Annotated in this window: 16 protein-coding genes; 8 read left to right on the forward strand and 8 right to left on the reverse strand. The window is 73.7% G+C overall.

Annotation, left to right across the window (positions count from 1 at the left end):
- Positions 1-2 precede the first annotated feature (2 nt).
- Genes AOM46_RS26405 through AOM46_RS26415 form a run of 3 tightly spaced genes read left to right on the forward strand, consistent with a single transcriptional unit; the run spans position 3 to position 2,310 of the window.
- Positions 3-785 carry a polyprenol monophosphomannose synthase gene (locus tag AOM46_RS26405; protein WP_062215882.1) on the forward strand — a complete coding sequence of 261 codons (783 nt, stop codon included), beginning with the start codon at positions 3-5 and terminating at the stop codon, positions 783-785.
- The gene (gene fxsA, locus AOM46_RS26410; RefSeq protein ID WP_067226595.1) at positions 772-1,347 is read left to right on the forward strand and encodes an FxsA family membrane protein; all 576 of its coding nucleotides are present in this window, start codon (positions 772-774) and stop codon (positions 1,345-1,347) included. Before AOM46_RS26405 ends, fxsA begins: the two co-directional genes overlap by 14 nt.
- Before the next feature lie 51 nt (positions 1,348-1,398).
- The gene (locus AOM46_RS26415) at positions 1,399-2,310 is read left to right on the forward strand and encodes an aminoglycoside phosphotransferase family protein (RefSeq protein WP_062215885.1); all 912 of its coding nucleotides are present in this window, start codon (positions 1,399-1,401) and stop codon (positions 2,308-2,310) included.
- 115 nt (positions 2,311-2,425) lie between these two features.
- Here the strand turns inward: AOM46_RS26415 and AOM46_RS26420 are convergent, their stop codons facing one another.
- Complete coding sequence (locus AOM46_RS26420; protein ID WP_062215887.1) at positions 2,426-3,052, reverse strand: TetR/AcrR family transcriptional regulator; 627 nt, start codon at positions 3,050-3,052, stop codon at positions 2,426-2,428.
- Between the two features lie 147 nt (positions 3,053-3,199).
- On the opposite strand from AOM46_RS26420, the gene AOM46_RS26425 reads away from it, so the two are divergent.
- Complete coding sequence (locus AOM46_RS26425) at positions 3,200-3,970, forward strand: SDR family NAD(P)-dependent oxidoreductase (RefSeq protein ID WP_062215889.1); 771 nt, start codon at positions 3,200-3,202, stop codon at positions 3,968-3,970.
- Between the two features lie 107 nt (positions 3,971-4,077).
- Here AOM46_RS26425 and AOM46_RS26430 read toward each other — a convergent pair whose 3' ends face one another.
- A complete protein-coding gene (locus AOM46_RS26430) occupies positions 4,078-4,452 on the reverse strand; it encodes an RNA polymerase-binding protein RbpA (protein ID WP_062215891.1) in 375 nt (124 codons plus the stop codon).
- 170 nt (positions 4,453-4,622) lie between these two features.
- A complete protein-coding gene (locus AOM46_RS26435; protein WP_067226598.1) occupies positions 4,623-5,360 on the reverse strand; it encodes a YitT family protein in 738 nt (245 codons plus the stop codon).
- Between the two features lie 124 nt (positions 5,361-5,484).
- On the opposite strand from AOM46_RS26435, the gene AOM46_RS26440 reads away from it, so the two are divergent.
- Complete coding sequence (locus AOM46_RS26440; RefSeq protein ID WP_062215893.1) at positions 5,485-6,987, forward strand: PLP-dependent aminotransferase family protein; 1,503 nt, start codon at positions 5,485-5,487, stop codon at positions 6,985-6,987.
- Between the two features lie 19 nt (positions 6,988-7,006).
- Here the strand turns inward: AOM46_RS26440 and AOM46_RS26445 are convergent, their stop codons facing one another.
- From AOM46_RS26445 to AOM46_RS26455, 3 genes are all read right to left on the reverse strand, one after another.
- On the reverse strand, positions 7,007-7,381 hold the full coding sequence (locus tag AOM46_RS26445) for a VOC family protein (protein ID WP_062215895.1): 375 nt from the start codon (positions 7,379-7,381) through the stop codon (positions 7,007-7,009).
- Between the two features lie 974 nt (positions 7,382-8,355).
- Positions 8,356-9,999: a bifunctional 3'-5' exonuclease/DNA polymerase gene (locus tag AOM46_RS26450; RefSeq protein WP_062215897.1), complete on the reverse strand. Its 1,644-nt coding sequence runs from the start codon at positions 9,997-9,999 to the stop codon at positions 8,356-8,358.
- Positions 10,000-10,057: 58 nt separating this feature from the next.
- Complete coding sequence (locus AOM46_RS26455; protein ID WP_062216277.1) at positions 10,058-10,903, reverse strand: DeoR/GlpR family DNA-binding transcription regulator; 846 nt, start codon at positions 10,901-10,903, stop codon at positions 10,058-10,060.
- A gap of 140 nt (positions 10,904-11,043) precedes the next feature.
- Here AOM46_RS26455 and AOM46_RS26460 point away from each other — a divergent pair, with 140 nt between their 5' ends.
- Positions 11,044-13,377 carry a hypothetical protein gene (locus AOM46_RS26460; protein ID WP_062215899.1) on the forward strand — a complete coding sequence of 778 codons (2,334 nt, stop codon included), beginning with the start codon at positions 11,044-11,046 and terminating at the stop codon, positions 13,375-13,377.
- 1 nt (position 13,378) lies between these two features.
- Here the strand turns inward: AOM46_RS26460 and AOM46_RS26465 are convergent, their stop codons facing one another.
- Positions 13,379-15,805: a right-handed parallel beta-helix repeat-containing protein gene (locus tag AOM46_RS26465; RefSeq protein WP_062215901.1), complete on the reverse strand. Its 2,427-nt coding sequence runs from the start codon at positions 15,803-15,805 to the stop codon at positions 13,379-13,381.
- A gap of 504 nt (positions 15,806-16,309) precedes the next feature.
- Between AOM46_RS26465 and AOM46_RS26470 the strand changes: the two genes are divergently transcribed.
- Together AOM46_RS26470 and AOM46_RS26475 are read left to right on the forward strand one after the other, a co-directional pair.
- Positions 16,310-17,731: a family 2B encapsulin nanocompartment shell protein gene (locus tag AOM46_RS26470; RefSeq protein ID WP_062215902.1), complete on the forward strand. Its 1,422-nt coding sequence runs from the start codon at positions 16,310-16,312 to the stop codon at positions 17,729-17,731.
- A 204-nt stretch (positions 17,732-17,935) separates the two neighbouring features.
- Positions 17,936-19,351, forward strand: a complete 1,416-nt coding sequence (locus AOM46_RS26475) for a family 2B encapsulin nanocompartment shell protein (protein ID WP_062215905.1) — start codon at positions 17,936-17,938, stop codon at positions 19,349-19,351.
- A 49-nt stretch (positions 19,352-19,400) separates the two neighbouring features.
- Here the strand turns inward: AOM46_RS26475 and AOM46_RS26480 are convergent, their stop codons facing one another.
- Entirely contained in the window at positions 19,401-19,961 is a 561-nt protein-coding gene (locus tag AOM46_RS26480; RefSeq protein WP_062215907.1) for a DUF6643 family protein, read from the reverse strand.
- Positions 19,962-20,066 lie beyond the last annotated feature (105 nt).

Below are 20,066 nucleotides of genomic sequence, written 5' to 3' on the forward strand. Positions count from 1 at the left end.
CGGTGAGGGACGGCGCACGCGCCCACCCGCCGCTGGGCCGGGTCCTGGTGATCATCCCGACCTACAACGAGGCCGACAACCTGCCACCGCTGGTCGAGCGGCTGCGGGCCACCATGCCGGAGTGCGACCTGCTGATCGCCGACGACGACAGCCCGGACGGCACGGGCAAGCTCGCCGACGAGCTGGCCGCCGCCGACCCCGGCGTGCATGTCCTGCACCGGCCGGGCAAGGAGGGCCTGGGCGCCGCCTATCTGGCCGGCTTCCGCTGGGGCCTGGAACGCGGCTACGGTGTGCTGGTCGAGATGGACGGTGACGGCTCCCACCAGCCCGAGGAGCTGCCCCGGCTGCTGACCGCGCTGGCCGGCGCCGATGTGGTGCTCGGCTCCCGCTGGGTGCCGGGCGGCCGGATCGTCAACTGGCCGCGCTACCGTCAGCTGCTCTCCCGGGGCGGCAGCGCCTACTCCCGGCTGGTGCTCGGCCTCCCGATCCGCGATGTCACCGGCGGCTTCCGCGCCTTCCGCGCCCGGGTGCTGGACGGCGCCTTCCTCACCGATGTCGCCTCCCAGGGGTACTGCTTCCAGGTCGATCTGGCCCACCGGGCGATCAGATCAGGACATCGCGTGGTCGAAGTGCCCATCACCTTTGTCGAACGCGCCCATGGCAACAGCAAGATGAGCCGCGACATCGTGATCGAGGCGCTCTGGCGGGTCACGGCCTGGGGGGTGGCCACCCGCATCGGAAAAATCTTCCGACGGCAGGCACACTTGCACCATGACAACCGGTAGTCCTGACCCGTACCGAGCCCGGCACACCGGTGCCACCCGCGCGGCCCGCCGCAGACGCGGCCCGCTGGCGCTGCTGCCCGTCGCGGTCGCCGCGCTGGCCCTGCTGGAGATCTGGCTGTTGACGCTGCTGGGCCGCGCGGCCGGCGGACTGACCGTCTTCCTGGTGCTGGCCGCCGGCGTGGTGGTGGGCGCCCTGGTGATCCGCCACGCGGGGCGGCGCGCCTGGCACCGGCTGGCGGCCCAGGCCAAGGGCGAACCCGAGCCCCAGGGCGCCTCGCCCGCCGGCGGCGGGGTGCTCACCATGCTGGGCGGCCTGCTGCTGATGATCCCCGGCCTGATCAGCGACGCGCTGGGGCTGCTCTGCCTCTTCCCGCCCACCGCCCGCCTGATGCGGCGCGGCGTCGCCCGTTCGGTGGAACGCCGCACCTGGCCCGTCGGCCCGGCCTTCCGCCAGGCCACGGACGAGGCCCGCCGCAGGCAGGGCCGGCGGCCCGACGACCGCGTCGTTCCCGGCGAGGTCGTCCGCGACGACGACCCCCCGTCCGGCGACGACAACAACTGACCGCTCACGCGCCGCCCGCTCACCATGCCGCGCCGCGTAAGGTGCCCCCGCATGAGCGAAACCGAAACCGAAACCGAGATCGAGATCAGCGAGCACCTGGTCCGCGAGCTGCTGCGGGACCAGCATCCGGACCTGGCCGCGCTGCCCGTCCGCGAGGTGGTGGGCGGCTGGGGCAACCAGATGTGGCGCCTCGGGGACGAGTTGGTGGTCCGGATGCAGCGGATGGACACCACCGCGGATCCGCAGCTCAAGGAACGCCGGTGGCTGCCCGCCCTGGCCTCGCGCCTGCCGCTGCCGATCCCGACCCCGGTGCGGGACGGTGCGCCCTCCGAGCGCTTCCCCAAGATCTGGACCGTCATGACATGGGTCGAGGGCACGCCGCTGGAGCACGGCTCGATCACCCGGGTCGACCACGCGGCCGACACCCTGGCGGCCTTCCTCGGGGCGCTGCATGTGGCGGCGCCCGCCGAAGCGCCGGACGCCCTGGACGGTCGCGGTCACCCCAAGGAGTCCACGGCGGGCTTCGAGTACTTCCTGGAGGCCGTGGACCTCGGCCGCTTCTCCGGGGGCGACATCCAGGCCGTATGGGACGAAGCGGCCGCGGCGCCCGGGTGGGAGGGCCCCCGCGTGTGGGTTCACGGCGACCTGCATCCCGCGAACGTCGTCGTCGCGGACGGGACGTTGGCGGGCGTCATCGACTTCGGGGACGTCTTCGCCGGCGACCCGGCCTGGGACCTCGCGGCCGCCTGGGTGCTGCTCCCGGCGGGCGGCGCCTCGCGGTTCTTCGACCGCTATGCGCGGGCGGACGAGGCGGCGGTCCGGCGGGCGCGGGGGCTGGCCGCGATGAAGAGCCTGTTCCTGATGCTGATGGGCCAGAACGGGGAGCGGGGCCTGCCCGGCGGGAAGCCGCACTGGGGGCCGGCGGGGCGCGCGGCACTCGATCGGGTGCTGAAGGGCCTCTGACATCGGCGGCGAACGACCGGTCCCGGAGACCGGTCGTTCGACCACGTCGGCGAGGCCACCCCCCGCTGATCGCCGCCGGTCCGTCGCGCTCGACCCACCACGCGTGTCACCGACGTCAGGGGACAACCCGCCCGGGCCCGGCTGGTCCGGGGCCGCGGCGGAGGGTGGCGATCCCCTCGTCGAGGGCCGCGCGGAGGTGGTCGGAGCGGCCGGTGGAGAGAAGGATCGCCACGCCGCCCTGGAGGCCGGCCAGCAGGGCCGCCGCGCTGCGGTCGATGTCGAAGTCGGCGGGCAGGCGCCCCGCGTCGCGCAGCGCCCGCATGCCGGTGGCCAGCTGCTCCTGCCAGCGGTGCAGCAGATTGACCACGATCGCCCTGGCGCCCGGTGTGTCCCGGCCGACCTGGAGGAACAGCGAACCGAGCGGGCACCGTTCGCCCTGCTCCTCGTAGCGTTCGACGACCCGGTCCCGCCACCGGTACCACGCCTCCCAGGAGTCCAGGGAGCCGAGGTAGGGCTGTTGGTCGGCGAGCACCTGGTCGGCCTCGAAGTGGGCGACGGCGAGGAGCAGTTCGTCCTTGCCGCCGGGGAAGTAGTGGAACAGCTGGCTCTTGCTGGTGCGCGTGTGGGACAGGATGTCGTCCAGCGTCGTCAGCCCGACGCCCTTCTCCCGGAGCACCGTCGCGGCCCCGCGCACGATGCGGTCGCGGGTGGCCCGTCCCTTGGCCGTCAACGTCGCAGGCATCGCTCTCCTTCCGCCGGCGCCCGGTCGGATGTCCGGTGCGTCCCGATGCCCAGGCTAACCAGACTGGACTTGCGGGTCCATTTTTCCGGAGCGACCATCGGCTGCGAACGACCCCCTGTGACCCTTGGAGAAGAGCCCATCGTGAGTGTGACCGACCGACTTTCGCAGAAGACCGCCCTGGTGACCGGGGCCACCAGCAATATCGGCCAGGCAGTGGCCTCGGCCCTCGCCGCCGAAGGCGCCCATGTCGCGGTGTCCGGACGGAACAAGGAACGGGGCGAGGACGTCGTCGCCGCGATCCGCGCGGCCGGCGGTCGGGCGGACTTCGTGCCCGCCGACCTCGACGGCAGTGCCGACGCCTCCCGGGCGTTGGCCGCCGAGGCCCGCCGGGTGCTGGGGGGCCGCGTCGACATCCTGGTGAACAGCGCCGGCATCTACCCGATGCACACCACACCCGACACCGACGAGGAGCTGTTCGACCGGATCATCGGGGTCAACGTCAAGGCGCCGTTCTTCCTCACCGCCGCGCTGGCGCCCGCGATGGCCGAGGCGGGTGGGGGCGCGGTGATCAACCTGGGCTCCTGGATCGTCCGGCTCGGCGTCCCGGTCTCGCCGGTCTACAGCGCCTCCAAGGGCGCGGTCGAGACCCTCACCCGCGCATGGGCCGCCGAGTTTGGGCCGCGTGGGGTCCGGGTCAACACGATCTCGCCCGGGGTGGTCCATCCGCCGCTGCCGGCGAGCGCCGATGCGCACCCGGGCGACGTCATGATGAACGGCACCCCGGCCGGCGGCCATGGCCTGCCGGACGCCATCGGCCGGGCCGCGGTCTATCTGGCCTCGGACGACGCGGCGTTTGTGCACGGCACCGTGCTGGACGTGGACGGCGGACGCACCACCGCCGCGGTCATCGCCCCCTAGGGCGGGACCGGAGACGGTCCGGCGGGGGAAAGCCGAGAGGCCCGCGTCACCACTTGGTGACGCGGGCCTCTCTCGGGTGTGTGGCAACCGCCGATCGGCGGGTCGGGCTAAGCGGACTTGCGGCTGTCCCGGGGATGCACGGCGATGTTCATCGCCCCCGAGCGCAGGACCGCCAGCCGTTCGGCCAGCACCTCTTCCAATTCCTCTCGGGTGCGCCGCTCCATCAGCATGTCCCAGTGCGTTCGTGCGGGCTTTCCCTTCTTCTCCTCCGGGCCCTCGCCGTCAACCAGCAGGGCCTGGGCGCCGCAGACCTTGCACTCCCATTCCGGAGGAATTTCGGCCTCGACCGAGAAGGGCATCTCGAACCGATGCCCGTTCTGGCATTGGTACTCCACCGCCTGACGCGGCGCGAGGTCGATGCCGCGGTCCGTCTCGTAGCTGGTCACCACGAGCCGCGTGCCGCGCAGAGCTCGCTCACTCATGAATCGTGCCTCCCGGGCTGGTCGCCCACAGGACAGGTGTCGCTGTCATCATCAATCCGGTCAACGTCCGGTCGGCGGTGAAGATTCCCGTTGTAGGTCATGCGTCGCCCGTCGTACCGCCCCTTCTTGTACCCACCACCGCCCGGTTTGTCACATCTGAGAGGGGGATGTCACCCGGCGTCCATCGAGGATGGCTCGCGGTCACGGTCCATCCGGCGGGACCAAGGGCGTAGAATACCCCGCTGTCGCCGGACTTCGAAATCCATTCCGGCCGACGCGTCGGGGATCGTCAGCACCCGCAGGAAGTACTGCGCCAGGGGGCCGATCGCGAGGGCGTAGACCACGGTACCGACTCCGGCCGTGCCGCCGAGAAGGATTCCCGTCAGCAGCACCACCAACTCGATGCTGGTGCGCACCAGTCGGATCGAGCGGCCGGTGCGCCGGCTCAGCCCGATCATCAGCCCGTCGCGCGGCCCCGAGCCGAAGGCGGCGGAGATGTAGAGGCCGGTGGCGAGCCCGTTGAGCAGCACGGCGAACAGCATCAGCGGTATCCGCGCCGCCAGCCCCCCGGGCGTCGGCACCAGGGCCAGGGTGGCGTCCATCGAGAGTCCGACCAGCACCACATTGGAGACCGTGCCCAGGCCGGGGCGCTCGCGGAGCGGGATCCAGAGCAGCAGCACCAGGGCGCCCGTGATGATGCTCACCATGCCGATGGAGATCGCTGTGTGTTCGCTCACCCCCTGGTGGAAGACGTCCCAGGGGTCGAGCCCGAGCCCGGCCCGCAGCAGCAGGGCGGCGCTGGCGCCGTAGAGCAGCAGTCCGGCGTAGAGCCGGACCAGGCGACGTGGCAACTGGCGTGGGTCGTGGCGTGGGAGCCGGCGAGGGATTCGGCGAGGGAAAGGGCGCATCGGTGGGTGACCCCCTTGGTGGCGAAGGTGCTTGAATTGGACTGGTGCCCCGAGTCCAAGTGCACTCTCCGGCGCGGATTGGCGCCTTGGGTACGGCCAATGCGGGAAAGGTGGACTGAATCTGATGCCCGAGTGGACCTCAACGGTCGGAACGGGGCAGCTGGCACGGCTGCTGACCTCCCAGGAGCGCTATGAGCGGTCGCCGGGCGCGCGGCGGACCCCCGCCTACCGGGCGCTCGCCGACGGGGTACGGCTGCTGGTGCTGGAGGGACGGGTGCCGGTCGGCGCCCGGCTGCCGGCGGAACGCGAGTTGGCCGGCGCGCTCGCCGTCAGCCGCACCACGGTCGCCGCCGCCTTCGACGCGCTGCGCGCCGACGGCTTTCTGGAGTCCAGGCGCGGCGCCGGCAGTTGGACGGCGGTGCCGGCCGGCCGACCGCTGCCGGCCCGGGGCCTGGAGCCGCTGCCACCGGAGGCCGTCGGCTCGATGATCGACCTCGGCTGCGCCGCGCTGCCGGCGCCCGAGCCCTGGCTCACCCGCGCCTGCCAGGCCGCGCTGGCCGCGCTGCCGCCGGCCGCGCGCACCCATGGCGACTTCCCCGCCGGGCTGCCGGCGCTGCGACAGGCGCTCGCCGACCGCTACACCGCGCGCGGTGTGCCCACCATGCCGGAGCAGATCATGGTCACCACCGGCGCGATGGGCGCGATGGCCGCGCTCTGCCGGATGTTCGCCGCCGGGGAACGGGTCGCTGTCGAGCATCCGTCCTACGCCAATGTGCTCCAGCTGATGCGGGACGCCGGGGCGCGGCTGGTGCCGGTGCCGATGACCGAGGGCACCCCCGGCTGGGATCTGGCGGCCTGGCGCCGCACCCTGACCGAGGCGGCGCCCAGGATGGCCTATGTGGTCGCCGACTTCCACAACCCGACGGGCGCCCTGGCCGACGACGACCAGCGACGCGAGTTGGTGGCCGCCGCCCGGGCCGCCGGGACGGTGCTGGTGGTCGACGAGACCATGGTCGACCTGGCGTTGGACGAGGAGCCCGCGCGCCGGCCGCCGCGTCCGATGAGCGCCTTCGACCACGGCGGGGCCGGCGTGATCACCGTCGGCTCGGCCAGCAAGACCTTCTGGGCCGGGCTGCGCATCGGCTGGGTGCGCGCCGCCCCCGAGGTGATCAGAGGGCTGATCTCCCGCCGGGCCTATGCCGACCTCGGCAGCCCGGTCCTCGAACAGCTCGCGGTGGCCTGGCTGTTGACCTCCGGCGGCTGGCAGGGCGCGATCGAGCAGCGCCGCGACGAGATCAGGGCCAGCCGTGACGACATGGTCCGCGCCCTGCGGGAGCACCTGCCCACCTGGGAGTTCACCGTGCCGGCCGGCGGGCTGACCCTCTGGGTGCGCACCGGCGGGCTCTCCGGATCCCGGATCGCCGAGGCCGGCGAACGGTGTGGCGTCCGGCTGCCGTCGGGCCCGCGCTTCGGCGTGGGCGGAGCGTTCGAGGGCTATGTGCGGGTGCCGTTCACCGTGCGGGGCCCGGTGGCGGAGCAGGCCGCGGTGCGGATGGCCGCCGCCGTCGACCTCGTCGCCCGGCACGGCGCCCAGGGCCAGGAGCTGCCGCCCGGCTACACCAGCTGACCCCGGGCCGCCACACGGCTCAGGAGCCCTTCGGCCCCTGGATGAGCTGGAGGTAGTTGCCGTCCGGGTCCTCGACGGTGGAGAAGAGCCAGCCGCCGCCGTTGTCCTCCACGGGGCGTACCCAGGTGACGCCCAGGGAGTCGAGGTGTTCCTGGGCGGCCCTGATGTCGCGCACGGAGATGTTGACCAGATGGCGCCCCGGCTCGGCCGCCTTCGGCGCCACATCGTCCCGCTGGTCGAAGCCGATGATGGCCCCCGGGCCGACCATCAGCAGATGCTCCTCCCAACGGGCACCCAGCGGTTCGAGCGCGGCGCGGTACCAGGCGATCAGCGGTTCGATATCTGTGCTGCCGATCAGCACGCCGAGGCCCTCGATGTTCTGTGCGGATGCCATGGGGATCCACCTCCGGTGGGTTCGATTGAGTGTTCTTCGGTCCCAGGGCAGACCACCCCCAACCCCAGAACTCATCGCCACCCGCCCTGCCCCTGCGGCCCGCCCCCGCCTCTCCCCACGGGAGCCTGGCCAGGCAGCGCCGCGCGGCCCCTGGCAAGGGCCCCGCGCTGGGCGGCGTTGCCGCACCCGGCAGGGGCCGGCGGTTGACACTCGCGGGGCTTGGCGTTGCCCCGTGCGTGGGTCGGGGCGTTGCACTCGGCGGCTGTCGTGGGTGTGGTCCTGGTGGGGTTTCGTCTCTGCCGTCTCGCGCTGGGGTCGCGTTGCCCGCGCCCCGGCAGCGGGCCGATGACGCGGGCCTCGCGCCGCCCGCGCGGCCCCTGGCGGGGCCCCCACGCTGGGCGGCGTTGCCGCGCCCCGGCGGTGGGCCGTTGACGCTCACCGGGCTCGCGCAGTTCCCTGGCGGGGCCCCGCGCTGGGGTCGCGTTGCCGCGCCCCGGCGGCGGGCCACTGATGCGGGCCTCGCGCCGCCCGCGCGGCCCCCTGGCAGGGCCCCGCTCTTGGCGGTTGTCGCCGGTGCCGTCTCGGCGGGTGTCCCGCGTTGTCCGAGTTGGGCGGCCTTGCCGGAGCAGGCGGCCGGCCGTGCACGCTCGCGGGGCTTGGCGTTGCCCCGTGCGTGGGTCGGGCCGTTGCACTCGGCGGCTGTCGTGGGTGTGGTCCTGGCAGGGTTGCGCCTCCCGCCGCCCGCGCAGGGCCCCGCGCTTGGCAGTTGTTGTCAGTGTTACCGTCGCGGCGGGGCTGGCCGGGCTGCTGCGCCCGGTGATCGTCGTCTGTGCTGTCTCGGCTGGGCTCCGCCCTTGCCGCGCCCCGCTGCCCGCGAAGGGCTTCGCCTTTGCCGCCCAGCGCCGCCCGCGAAGGGCTCCGCGAAGGGCTCCGCGAAGGGCTTGGGTCCGTGGCCTGACGTCGCCCGAGTAGGGCTACTTGGCGTCCGCGTAAGTCTCGACGGCGGTTGTGGTGAAGGGGAAGACGACCGGTGTCTCGCCGAAGGCGAGGCGGGCGGCGGAGGAGGAGGCGGCTGTGATGGCGGTGGTGACTTCGGGGACCTCCTCGTGTGGGCAGTGCACCAGGACCTCGTCGTGTTGGAAGAAGACCAGCTCGGCGCGGAGCTCGCGCAGGCTTCCCCGGAGCGCGGCCAGCATCAGCAGGGCCCATTCGGCCGCCGTGCCCTGGACCACGAAGTTGCGGGTGAAGCGGCCCCTGGCGCGGGCCGCCGGGCCCGAGGGGGCCGTGCCGTCCTCGTCCTCCGCCGGGCAGGTGCGGCCCAGCCAGGTGCGCACCGACTCGCCGCGCTCGCCGGCGAGGGCCGCGTCGTCGACGCAGGCCACGGCCGCCGGGAAGCGGCGGCGCAGATCGGCGAGATGGCGCAGCCCGTCGCCCGAGGTCTGCCCGTACATCGCGCCCAGCAGGCTGAGCTTGGCGGCATCCCGCTCGCCGGAGAAGCCCTGCCGGGCGAGCCTGGTGTAGAGGTCGTCCGGGCTGCCGGCCACCGTCATCAGCCCGCGGTCCCCGGAGATCGCGGCCAGCACCCGGGGCTCCAGCTGTGCGGCGTCGGCGACCACCAGACGCCAGCCGGGATCGGCCACCACCGCCCGGCGCACCACCCGGGGGATCTGCAGGGCCCCGCCGCCGTGGGTGGTCCAACGCCCCGACGCCGTGCCGCCGACGACATACTCCGTGCGGAAGCGGCCGTCCCGCACCCAGGTGCGCAGCCAGGACCAGCCGTGTGCCGTCCAGATGCGGTAGAGCCGTTTGTACTCCAGCAGCGGCGCCACCGCCGGGTGGTCGATCCGCCGCAGCTCCCAGGCCCTGGTGCTCTCCACCCGCACGCCGGCCCGGCCGAAGGCCCGGATCACCTCGGCCGGCAGATCGGGCCGCACCCGGGCGCCGCCGAACGCGGTGGAGATCTCCTCGGCCAGCTCCGTCAGCCGCCTCGGCTCGGCGCCGCCCGGATAGCGCTCGCCCAACAGCTCGTCCAGCAGCCGGCGATGGATATCGGCCCGCCAGGGCAGCCCGGCCCTGCGCAGCTCGGCGGCCACCAGCGTGCCGGCGGACTCGGCGGCCAGCAACAGCCGCATCCGGCCCGGGTGTTCGGTGAGCGCGATCCGCTCCCGCTGCGCCGCGTACACGGCGAGCAGCGCGGCCAGTGGGTCGGCGTCGCCCGGCAGCGGGGCCGGGGCCGTGTCGAAGAGGGAGGGCTGGTCGGTCGGCGACGGCGGGGGCGAATCGGCCGGCTCGGGCTGCCGGGTGAGCCGGGCCAGCGCGGCGGCCAGCGAACGCGGCCGGCCCCGGGCGCCCTCGTACGCCAGCAGCACCGCCTCGGCCGCCTCCACGTCGTGGCACCGCTCGACCCGGCCACCGGCGGCCAGCACCGCCGGATAGACCGAGGCCGTGGACCGCCAGATCCAGCGCGTCACCCAGGGCCTGGCCCCGACCGCCTCGGCGGCGCCGGGCGCGGCCTCCTCGGCGCCGGCCCGCCGCCCGGCGGCGTCCAGCGGGACGATCCGCACGGAGCCGTCCGGATACTCGGCCAGCGCGCAGTGCGCCACCCGCTCTTCGTTCATATGAGCGATTCTGGCAGGGGGCACTGACAGTCGCCCGGGACGCGCCGGGCCCTTCCGGTCAGGCCGGGCGTTCTTCCAGCGACTCGCCGCCGGCGATCAGCAGCTCGGCCAGATGCTCGGCGATCTCCTCCCGGTCGGCGTCCGGCAGCCCGGCGTCCGTCACCAGGGTGTCCACCTCGTCCAGCGAGGCGAACGAACTCAGGCCCGTGGTACCCCACTTGGTGTGGTCGGCGACGACCACCACGCGCCGCGCCGAGCGGATGAAGTGGCGGTTGGTCTCGGCCTCGGCCAGGTTGGGCGTGGAGAGCCCCGCCTCGACGGAGATGCCGTGCACGCCCAGGAAGAGCACATCGAAGTGGAGTGAGGCGATCGCCGCGTCGGCCACCGGGCCCACCAGCGCGTCGGACGGCGTGCGCACGCCGCCCGTCAACACCACCCGGGCCGCGTCCACGGCCTCGGGCCCGCCCGGCTCGGCGGCCTGCCGGGCGTGGTGGAACACGTCGGCCACCCGCACCGAGTTCGTCACCACCGTCAACTCCGGTACTTCCAACAGCTCATGGGCCAGGGCGAAGGTGGTGGTGCCGCCCGAGAGGGCCACCGCGCTGCCCGGGCTGGCCAGGCCGGCCGCCGTCCGCGCGATGGCGCTCTTGGCGGACAGCTCCAACGCGGACTTCGCCTCGAACCCGGGCTCGTGCGTGCGTCGCTCCGCCACCGGCACGGCCCCGCCGTGTACCTTCTCCAACGCCCCTTGGCGGGCCAGCACATCGAGGTCCCGCCGCACCGTCATGTCCGAGACCTGAAGCATGCGCGTCAGCTCACTCACCCGGATGCCACCCCTGCGGCGCACCTCGTCCAGGATGAGCGCCCGCCGCTGGCCGGCCAGCAGGTTCTGGTTGTCGCTCACAGGACCTCCCACGTCCTCGCTGCGGTTCATCCTGTCATGCTCAACATCCACACTTCCGGGGTGGTTCACAAGGCCACGGCCGGAAAGGGTTCTGTCGAGGAGGCGCGCGGGACGTGCGCCGTGGGTGGGGGAGCGGGCTGATGGCCGAGGGCGGCGTGCGCGAGGCGGCGGGGCAGGACAGCCGGCCGCCCGCCATGGAGTTACTGGTGCACGGGGTCGGCGGGGCCACGCCGACCGAGATGCTGGAGGACGCCCGCACCACCCGGATCACGGGCGACGCCACCGCCAGCATCCACCGCAGGACGGACGATCTCGACGACCGTCCCTGGAGCGACAGCAGGCCGGTCCGGGAGGCGTACTCCTGGTCCAACCTCACCTCGGGCAACGGCGCCCGTGCGCTCTGGCTGCTGTTGCTGCCCTTTATGATCGTCAATGTCGCGCACTGGATGCGGCCCGCCCGCCGGGAGGCCAGCCGGGCGCACCGCCCCTACGATCTGCTGGTGCGGCTCACCGCGCTCTCGTTGACGGTGCTCTTCGCCGCCGGGGCCTGCGCGGTCGCGCTCGATCTGGTGGCCTGGCAGTGCGCCGGGTCCGCCGAGTGCGCGGCCGGCGCCGCCTGGATCGAGCCCTGGGCCGGGCACGACTGGTGGGGGCAGCCGGGCCGCCGGCTGATGCTGGCCACGGTCCTGCCGCTGGCCCTGCTGGGGCTGCTGTGGTGGCTCTCGCACCGCACCTGGAGCGCCTACGAGTCGGCCTCGCCGCCGGTGCGTCCCCGCACGGACGGCGAGGAGGCGGTGCTGAGCCGCCCCGGGTTCTGGTACGGCCGGGTGCTGGTCGCCAGGCTGCGCGCCGCGCATGTGGCGGCCGGTCTGCTGACGGTGGCCAGCGCGCTCGCCCTGGCCACCGCGGAACACGACCGGGGCGCGGACGGCGAGCCGGCGCTGGCCGGCGCCGGTCTGGCGCTGCTGGGGCTGATCGGGGCGGGTTGGCTGGTTCTGATCGTTCAGCAGGTCAGGCACGGCCGCAGCGAGTGGGAGCCGGACGACCGTCCCGAGCCGCCCGTGGGGCGCGCGCTGCCCTGGGGCGCGATGGCCCTGCTGGCGCTGGTGCTCGCGCACACCGCCTGGAGCCGTCCTGAGTGGCGGACGGAGGGCAGGATGCCCGCCGGCAGCGAGGTCTTCCCCGCCCTGGTGGTGGTCCAGGGGCTGCTGGTGACGGGGGTCGCCCTGGCCGCCTACCGGCTGCACCGTTCGACCGACGAGGGGGAACGGGGCGCCGTCGCCGGTCTGGCCGGCGCCGCCGTGGCGCTGCTGGCCTGTGCGTTGGCGGGGGTGTTCACCGGGGGAGTGGCGCAGCGGATAGCGGACTGGCTCGATCCGTCCGCCGTGCCGGGGGCGCCGGAGGCGCGGATCGCCGGCCCGCCGGTGATGCTCAGCTGGGAGGCCGCGGCCATCCCGCCGCTGCTGCTGGTGCTGCTCGGGTTGGCGATGGCCGGCGTGCTGCGGGTGCTGCGGCGGCGGCGCGAGCTGGAGCCCACCGTCAGGGGCCGCTACCCGGGGGAGAAGGGCCCGGCCGACCGGGACCGCAGCCGGCGGATCGCCTCCGCCATAGCGCGCGCCGAACTGACGGAGTCCGCCGGCCCGTTGGTCGGCTGGATCGCCGGCGCCAGCCTGCTCCTCGGGGTGGGCACGGTGGCCGGATCGCTCGGCAGGGAGACGCCGTCCCAGGCCGCGGACGGCGCGCCCGCGCTGGTCGAGGCGGTCGCCGACGCCTGTCAGGGGCTGGGCTCCTGGCTGATGGGCGCCGGCGTGGTGCTGCTGCTGGCGCTGGGCCGCCGGGCGTACCGGGACGCCGGCGCCCGCCGCACCGTCGGCATCCTCTGGGACGTGGGCACGTTCTGGCCCCGTGCGGCGCATCCGTTCGCCCCGCCCTGCTACGCGGAGCGCGCGGTGCCCGACCTGTCCTGGCGGATGAGCACCTGGATCGACGCCACCGGCGGCCGGTTGGTGATCTCCGGCCACTCGCAGGGCAGCGTGCTGGCCGCCGCCGCGGTCTGGCAGGTGGACAACGCGACGCGCAGCCGGATCGCGCTCCTCACCCATGGCTCGCCGCTGGAACGCCTCTACGGGCGGTGGTTTCCGGCCTACTTCGGGCCCGGTGCGCTGCGCGCGCTGGACGAGGACCTTCGCTGCTGGCGCAACCTGTGGCGCGAGACCGACCCCATCGGCGGGCCGATCGGCGTCGCGGTGCCGGGGCGGGTGCCGGTGGACCGGCCGGCGTTGGCCGATCCGCTGCACTACGGCCGCAATCTGCGGTCCCCGCTGCCCGAGCCGATCCTCGGACACGGCGACTACGCGGCCGATCCCGCGTTCGCCGAGGAACGCTCGGCCCTGATGCACCGGTTGCCGAGGGACGTCGAGGCCCCGCTGCCCGGGCAGCCGTCGGGTCCGGCGTGGGAGAGCGCCCCCGGCTGAGTCAGGGCAGCGGCGGCAGATCGGCCGGGTGGAGCAGCGTCAGCTCCTCCGTGCTCGGATCGGGCAGCCTGGCCACCCGGCCTGCGTGGCTCTCCACCATGGACTCGAACGTCTGCCGGGCGGTCCTGCCGTTGCCGAACGAGGGGCCCCGGTCCATCGCGGTGAAGTGCTTCACCAGCGCGTCCTCGGTGCCCTCGGCCAGGTCGTACTCCTGCTCCCTGGCCTGCTGGCGCACGATGCTGAGCAGTTCCTCGGGGGCGTAGTCGCCGAAGGCGATGGTGCGGGAGAAGCGCGAGGCGACCCCGGGGTTGGTGGCCAGAAAGCGTCGCATCTCCTCGGTGTAGCCGGCGACGATCACCACCACCGACTCCCGGTGGTCCTCCATCAGCTTGACCAGGGTGTCGATCGCCTCCCTGCCGAAGTCCCGGCCGCCGTCCTCGGGCGAGAGCGCATACGCCTCGTCGATGAACAGCACGCCGCCCTTGGCCCGTTCGAAGACCTCCTGGGTGCGGATCGCCGTCGAACCGATGTGCTCACCCACCAGGTCGACCCGGGACACCTCGATCAGATGCCCGCTCCCGAGCACCCCGAGCGAGGCCAGGATCTCCCCGTAGAGCCGCGCCACCGTGGTCTTGCCGGTGCCGGGGGAGCCGGTGAACACCAGATGGCGGCGGACCGAGGCGGCCTTGAGGCCCGCCTTCACCCGGCGCCGTCCCACCTCGATCATGTCGATCAGCGCCCGCACCTCCGTCTTGACGGTGTCCAGGCCCACCAGGGAGTCGAGTTCGGCCAGCACCTCGTCCGCCGGCCGGCTCCCCGACTCGTCGGACGTCGGCTCGTCGGCCGGCGTCGGCTCGGGCGCGGCCGGGGGCGGCGGCGTTGGTGCCGGTGCCGGTGTCGTCGAACGGGCGGTCTCCGGGGCGGGCGCGGGGTCCGTGGCGGCTTCCGCGCCGGGGGGCGTCGCCTCGTCGCTCTGGCAGTCGTTCACCACCGGGCTTCCCTCGGCGAACACATAGCCGCCCCGGGTGCAGCGTTCGGTGCGGCAGCGGGTCAACTCGGCGCGGCAGCCGTCGATCACATGGAAGCCGTAGCCGCCGGAGTCCGCGACCCGGCAGCGGGTGAAGCGGCCCACGCCGCCGGCCGAGACATAGACCCCGGCCTCGGACGGCGCCAGCACGGTGGTGTCGGAGACGGCCGGATCCGCGCCCTTGGTGACGATCAGGCCCGTCCTGGCCCGCTCGATGGTGCAGCCGGTGACCGAGCCGCCGCTGCCCTCGTCCCGGAACCAGGCGCCGGTGCCGACCTCGGTGATCCGGCAGGTGTCCAGACGGGCGGTCGCCCCGTCGCTGACCGAGACCGCGGAGCCGCGCACCTCGTCGATGGTGCTGTCCACCACGTCGACGCGGGATCCGGTGTCCAGCACGAACAGCGCGTCCGGCACCGCGCGCAGCGCGCAGGACTCCAGCACCACCGTCGCGCCGTCGCTCACCCAGACCGCCGGATAGTCGCCGGTGCCCTCCGCTATCTCGCAGTCGTGCGCATCGGCGTGGGTGCCCGGGTCCCAGGCCGAGACGCCGTTGCGGCCGAACCGGGTCACCCGGGTGCGCATCAGCGTCAGCACCGAACGGGAGCGCAGGTCCAGGGCGTTCTCCGGGATGTCGGTGACCCGGCTGTCGGCCAGGGTGAGGACCGCGTCCCGCTCCAGGGTGATCCCGTCGCCCGTGGTCCCGCCGATCCGGCAGTCCGTCAGATGGGCCGTCGCCCGGTCGGCGAGGCTGACGCCCGCGCCCTTGATCTGCTCGACCACCAGGCCGAGCGCGTCCACCGCGCTGCCGTCGCCGGTCACCGCGAGGCCGGCTCCCGAGGCCCGCTCCACCCGGCAGTTCTCCAGCCGCAGATGGGCAGGGCCCCGCACGGTGATGCCGGCCTGCCCCGACTCGGTGATCCGGCAGTCCTCGAAGAGCCCGCCCGCCTGGTCGGTGACGTTGACCCCGACCCCGGTGGCGTTGCCGACCGCGCAGCCCCGCACCGTGGGCCGCGCCCCGGCCCGCACCTCGATGCCGGCGGACGAGGTGGTGCGCACCCGCAGCCCGGTCAGCTCGGGGGTGCTGCTCTCCACCAACACGGCCGGCGCGGTGGTGTCCTGGCCCTCGATCAGCAGATCCCGCACGGTCGCCGAACCCCGGACCGTCAGCGGGACGCCCTCGGCCGGTGCGATCCGGGCCGGTCCGTCCCGGTCGTCCTGGGGGCCGCGCACCGTCACGGCCTGCTCGATCACCAGGTTCTCGCGGTAGGTGCCGGGGCCGAGCAGCAGCACATCGCCGTCCGCCGCGGCGGCCAGGGCCTCGGCGACCGAGCCGTAGACGGCCGTCCGGCGCCGCCAGCGTGCAGTTCCGGTGTGCGTGACCTGGACCGAGCCCTTAGCCATGGACTGATGTGCCCCAACCTCGTGCGTAATCGACTCGTGCGTGTGCGGAAGGCGCTGTACCACGCGCACCTGGCCGCTCCACGGTAGCGCGCCGTGAACCGATGGAATGACCGGTTCCTTCGGGGGATCCGCGCACGCCATGGGCGTGCGCCGGCGCGTGGTCCGCGCGCCCGAGCGCCCCCACCCTAGCCGCTGGCCGGTCCGCCACCGGCCCCAGGGCGGGGGCGCTCCCGGGGAGTTCCCGCCGCTCGGGACGGGTCGGCGACCCACCGGGGAACCACCGGGGAACCATCGGCGACCCACCGGCGGCGTCCGGGGGCAGCCGGCGCGTCCCGGGGAGCGAATCCCCGGGAGCTACCCATCAATTCGCCTCAGAAATCCGGGAGTTGGCCTCACTTTTGAGTGATTGCGGCCCGTTGCCATCAGCCCTTAGTTTCATGGCGGCCCCGTCCCTCGGATGGCCCCATGGCCGCTGGCACAACCGCAGATTGGGTACGTTTCCGCATGACGACTTCTGTCGAACCGACTTCCGAAAGCCAGGCCGCTCCCGTCGAAACCCCCCGACTGAGCCTGGACACCACCGCCGCACGCAATCTGGCGACCACCACCAAGACACCACCGCAGATGCAGGCCATCACCTCCCGGTGGTTGCTGAAGGTGCTGCCCTGGGTGCAGGTCTCCGGTGGCACGTTCCGGGTGAACCGCCGGCTCAGCCACACCGTGGGGAACGGCCGGGTCGAATTCTTTTCGACCGGTCCGGAAATTCGTGTGATTCCCGCCGAGCTGGCGGAACTTCCCGCGCTCGCCGGATTCGACGACCCCGAAACCCTCGACGCCCTCGCGGCGGCCTGCGTCCAGCGGGACTTCGCCCCCGGCGAGGTGGTGGTCCGCGCCGGCGACCCGGCCGACCGGCTGGTGCTGATCGCGCACGGCAAGCTCAGCCGACGCGGGGCCGGTGCCTATGACGGCGAGACCGAGTTCGGGGTGCTGGCCGACGGCGACTTCTTCGCCGACGACACCCTCACCGACGCCGAACCCGGCGCCTACGAGCACGGCCTCACCGCGCTCACCAGCGGCACCGTACTCACCCTGGCCCGCGCCGACTTCGACCGCATCGGCGAGAACTCCCCGGCGCTGCGCGCCCATCTGGCCGCCGCCGACAGCCATCTCCCCGAACAGCGCAACGCCCAGGGGGAGTCGGCCATCGCGCTGGCCGCCGGCCATGTGGGGGAGCCGTCGCTGCCGGGCACCTTCGTGGACTACGAGGTGTCGCCCCGGGAGTACGAACTGAGCGTGGCACAGACGGTGTTGCGGGTGCATTCGCGGGTGGCGGATCTCTACAACGAGCCGATGAGCCAGGTCGAGGAGCAACTGCGCCTGACGGTCGAGGCGTTGCGGGAGCGCCAGGAGCACGAGCTGGTGAACAACCGGGAGTTCGGGCTGCTGCACAACGCCGACCCGCGCCAGCGCCTGCACACCCGCTCGGGCCCGCCCACCCCCGACGACCTCGACGAGCTGCTGGCCACCGTCTGGAAGGAGCCCAGCGTCCTGCTGGCGCACCCCCGGGCCATCGCCGCCTTCGGCCGGGAGTGCAACGCGCGCGGGCTCTACCCGGCGCCCACCGAGATCTCCGGGCACTCTGTGCCGTCCTGGCGCGGGGTGCCGCTGCTGCCCTGCGACAAGATCCCGGTGAACGCGGCGGGCTCCAGCTCCATTCTCGCCCTGCGCACCGGCTCCGAACGCCAGGGCGTGGTCGGCCTGCACCGCACCGGAATTCCCGACGAGTACCAGCCCAGCCTCTCCGTCCGGTTCATGGGCATCAGCGAACAGGCCATCATCTCCTATCTGGTGAGCGCCTATTACTCGGTGGCCGTACTCGTCCCCGACGCGCTGGGCATTCTTGAGGACGTGGAGATCGGTCACTGAGAAACCGCGCGACCGCCTTTTCGCCCGCCGTAGGATCCGGTCTCCCGGTGCGCCCTTTTCCCGGGTGAGTGGGAGACCGGCCGACGGCCGGGCGGAAACGGTTCGTCGTCGGAATTTCCCGAACCGCCGCCGCCGCGCCCACCTCCGCCGCGCGGCGGCGGCTTTCCCCGTGTTCTCCCCAGCCCGCCCCAGGAAAGGCCGTCAGTGAATTCCCCGAACCCGCCCCCGAGCGCCGTCGCCGAGCGGACCGCAGAACCGACCGCGCTGGGCACCGAGGCCGCCGGCAAGCTGGCCGGCACCGTCAAGACACCGCCCCAGAGCCAGGGCATCACCCCACGGTGGCTGCTGCGGATGCTGCCCTGGGAAGAGGCCACCGGCGGCGCCTACCGGGTCAACCGCCGGCTCACCCACACCCTGGGCGACGGCCGCGTCGAGTTCTTCGCCGACGGGGGCCGACTCCGCGTGATCCCCGCCGAGTTGACCGAGCTGCCGGCGCTCGCCGGGCTCGCCGACCAGGAGGCGCTGGCCGCCCTCGCCGACCGCTGCGCGCACCGCGAGCACCAGGCCGGCGAGACCCTGGCCACCGCCGGCGCGCCCATCACCGAGGTGCTGTTGATCGCGCACGGCAAGGTGCGCCGGCTGGTGCCCGCCGCCTACGACGGCGAGGCCGCCGTCGCCGTCCTCGGCGGCGGCGCCTTCGCCGGCGACCAGGCGCTCGAAACGCCCCCGGCCGACCCTCCCGTCAACTGGCCGCACACCCTGCGCGCCACCACCCGCTGCACCGTGCTGGCGCTGCCGCTCAGCGCCGTCGCCGAGGTGGCCGACCGTTCGCCCGCGCTGCGCGCGCACCTCGACGACGCCGCGCGGCGCCGCGCGGTCCCGCGCAACAGACGCGGCGAGGCCGATATCGCGCTGGCCGCCGGCCATGTGGGGGAGCCGTCGCTGCCGGGCACCTTCGTGGACTACGAGACCTCGCCCCGGGAGTACGAACTGAGTGTGGCGCAGACGGTGTTGCGGGTGCATTCGCGGGTGGCGGATCTCTACAACGAGCCGATGAGCCAGGTCGAGGAGCAACTGCGCCTGACCGTGGAGGCGTTGCGGGAGCGCCAGGAGCACGAGCTGGTGAACAACCGGGAGTTCGGGCTGCTGCACAACGTCGACCCACGCCAGCGCCTGAGCACCCGCTCGGGCCCGCCCACCCCCGACGACCTGGACGAACTGGTCTCCCGGCGCCGCAACACCCACCTTCTGCTGGCCCATCCCCGAACCATCGCCGCCATCGGCCGCGCCTGCACCGCGCGCGGCGTCTACCCGTCCACCGCCGAGGTCGAGGGGACCCCCGTCCACGCCTGGCGCGGCATTCCCCTGTTGCCCTGCGACAAGATCCCGGTGTCCCCGACCCACACCAGCTCCGTCATCGCGCTCCGCCTCGGCGCCTCCCGTCAGGGAGTGGTCGGCCTGCACCGGACCGGCATCCCCGACGAGTACCAACCCGGCCTCAACGTGCGCTTCATGGGCGTCGACGACCGGGCCGTGATCTCCTACCTGGTCAGCGCCTACCACTCCGTGGCCGTGCTGGTCCCCGACGCCCTCGGTGTGCTGGAGGATGTCGAGCTGTGAGCGCCGCGCGCTGTCGCCCTACTCCTGTGCGTCCCGGTGACCCCCGCGCTCAGGCCCCCTGTTCCGACCAGTAGCCGGGAGCCGGCGCCGGGGCCGGTGCCTGGGCCTGCTGGTGCTGGGGGTAGCCGCCGTTAGCCGGGTAGCCGCCGGGACGGGGCGCCGGCGGCCGGGGCGCGGCCGGACGCATCTGCTGCGGGGCGGCCGGCCGCATCTGCTGCGGCGAGGGCGCCTGGGGAGCCTGCGGGGCGGGGTAGGGACGTCCGCCGCCCGGCTGCTGCTGGTGGTGGCCGTAGCCACCGGGGCTCTGGTAGCTCGGCGCGGGCGCCGAGAGCGGCTGCCTGACCGGCATGGCCTGGTAGCCGGGGTAGCCTCCGCCGTGCTGCGCCGGAGCCGGCTGCGGGGGCGCCGACGAGGCCGAGGGAAGCGCCGGGAGAGCGGGCAACGACGGCTGGGGGGAGGGGTGTTGGTACCCCAGCGAGTCATAGGCGGCCGGCACCCGGATGGGGGCGATCTGCGGGGTTCCCCGCTCGGCCACCAGCCTGTCGTAGATGGGGGTGTCGGGGAAGGAAGGTGAGGAGTAGCCACCACCGTAGGGGCGCGGGAGGGTCATGCTCCATAAGTTAAGCCCACCATGTGGTCGTTGGGGAGACCGATTAGCCGCTGATTTCGCAGGCCGGACGGCACCGCGAACGGGCATTCCACCGGAATTCCGGAA

This window comes from Streptomyces sp. NBRC 109706 (genome assembly GCF_000974485.1).
GTDB lineage: Bacteria > Actinomycetota > Actinomycetes > Streptomycetales > Streptomycetaceae > Streptomyces.

What these genes read in the sequence shown, in the direction of transcription:
- fxsA (WP_067226595.1), top strand. Translation starts at nt 772, where the DNA reads ATGACAACCGGTAGTCCTGACCCGTACCGAGCCCGGCACACCGGTGCC.
- AOM46_RS26415 (WP_062215885.1), top strand. Translation starts at nt 1,399, where the DNA reads ATGAGCGAAACCGAAACCGAAACCGAGATCGAGATCAGCGAGCACCTG.
- AOM46_RS26420 (WP_062215887.1), bottom strand. Translation starts at nt 3,052, where the DNA reads ATGCCTGCGACGTTGACGGCCAAGGGACGGGCCACCCGCGACCGCATC.
- AOM46_RS26430 (WP_062215891.1), bottom strand. Translation starts at nt 4,452, where the DNA reads ATGAGTGAGCGAGCTCTGCGCGGCACGCGGCTCGTGGTGACCAGCTAC.
- AOM46_RS26435 (WP_067226598.1), bottom strand. Translation starts at nt 5,360, where the DNA reads ATGCGCCCTTTCCCTCGCCGAATCCCTCGCCGGCTCCCACGCCACGAC.
- AOM46_RS26440 (WP_062215893.1), top strand. Translation starts at nt 5,485, where the DNA reads ATGCCCGAGTGGACCTCAACGGTCGGAACGGGGCAGCTGGCACGGCTG.
- AOM46_RS26445 (WP_062215895.1), bottom strand. Translation starts at nt 7,381, where the DNA reads ATGGCATCCGCACAGAACATCGAGGGCCTCGGCGTGCTGATCGGCAGC.
- AOM46_RS26450 (WP_062215897.1), bottom strand. Translation starts at nt 9,999, where the DNA reads ATGAACGAAGAGCGGGTGGCGCACTGCGCGCTGGCCGAGTATCCGGAC.
- AOM46_RS26460 (WP_062215899.1), top strand. Translation starts at nt 11,044, where the DNA reads ATGGCCGAGGGCGGCGTGCGCGAGGCGGCGGGGCAGGACAGCCGGCCG.
- AOM46_RS26465 (WP_062215901.1), bottom strand. Translation starts at nt 15,805, where the DNA reads ATGGCTAAGGGCTCGGTCCAGGTCACGCACACCGGAACTGCACGCTGG.
- AOM46_RS26470 (WP_062215902.1), top strand. Translation starts at nt 16,310, where the DNA reads ATGACGACTTCTGTCGAACCGACTTCCGAAAGCCAGGCCGCTCCCGTC.
- AOM46_RS26480 (WP_062215907.1), bottom strand. Translation starts at nt 19,961, where the DNA reads ATGACCCTCCCGCGCCCCTACGGTGGTGGCTACTCCTCACCTTCCTTC.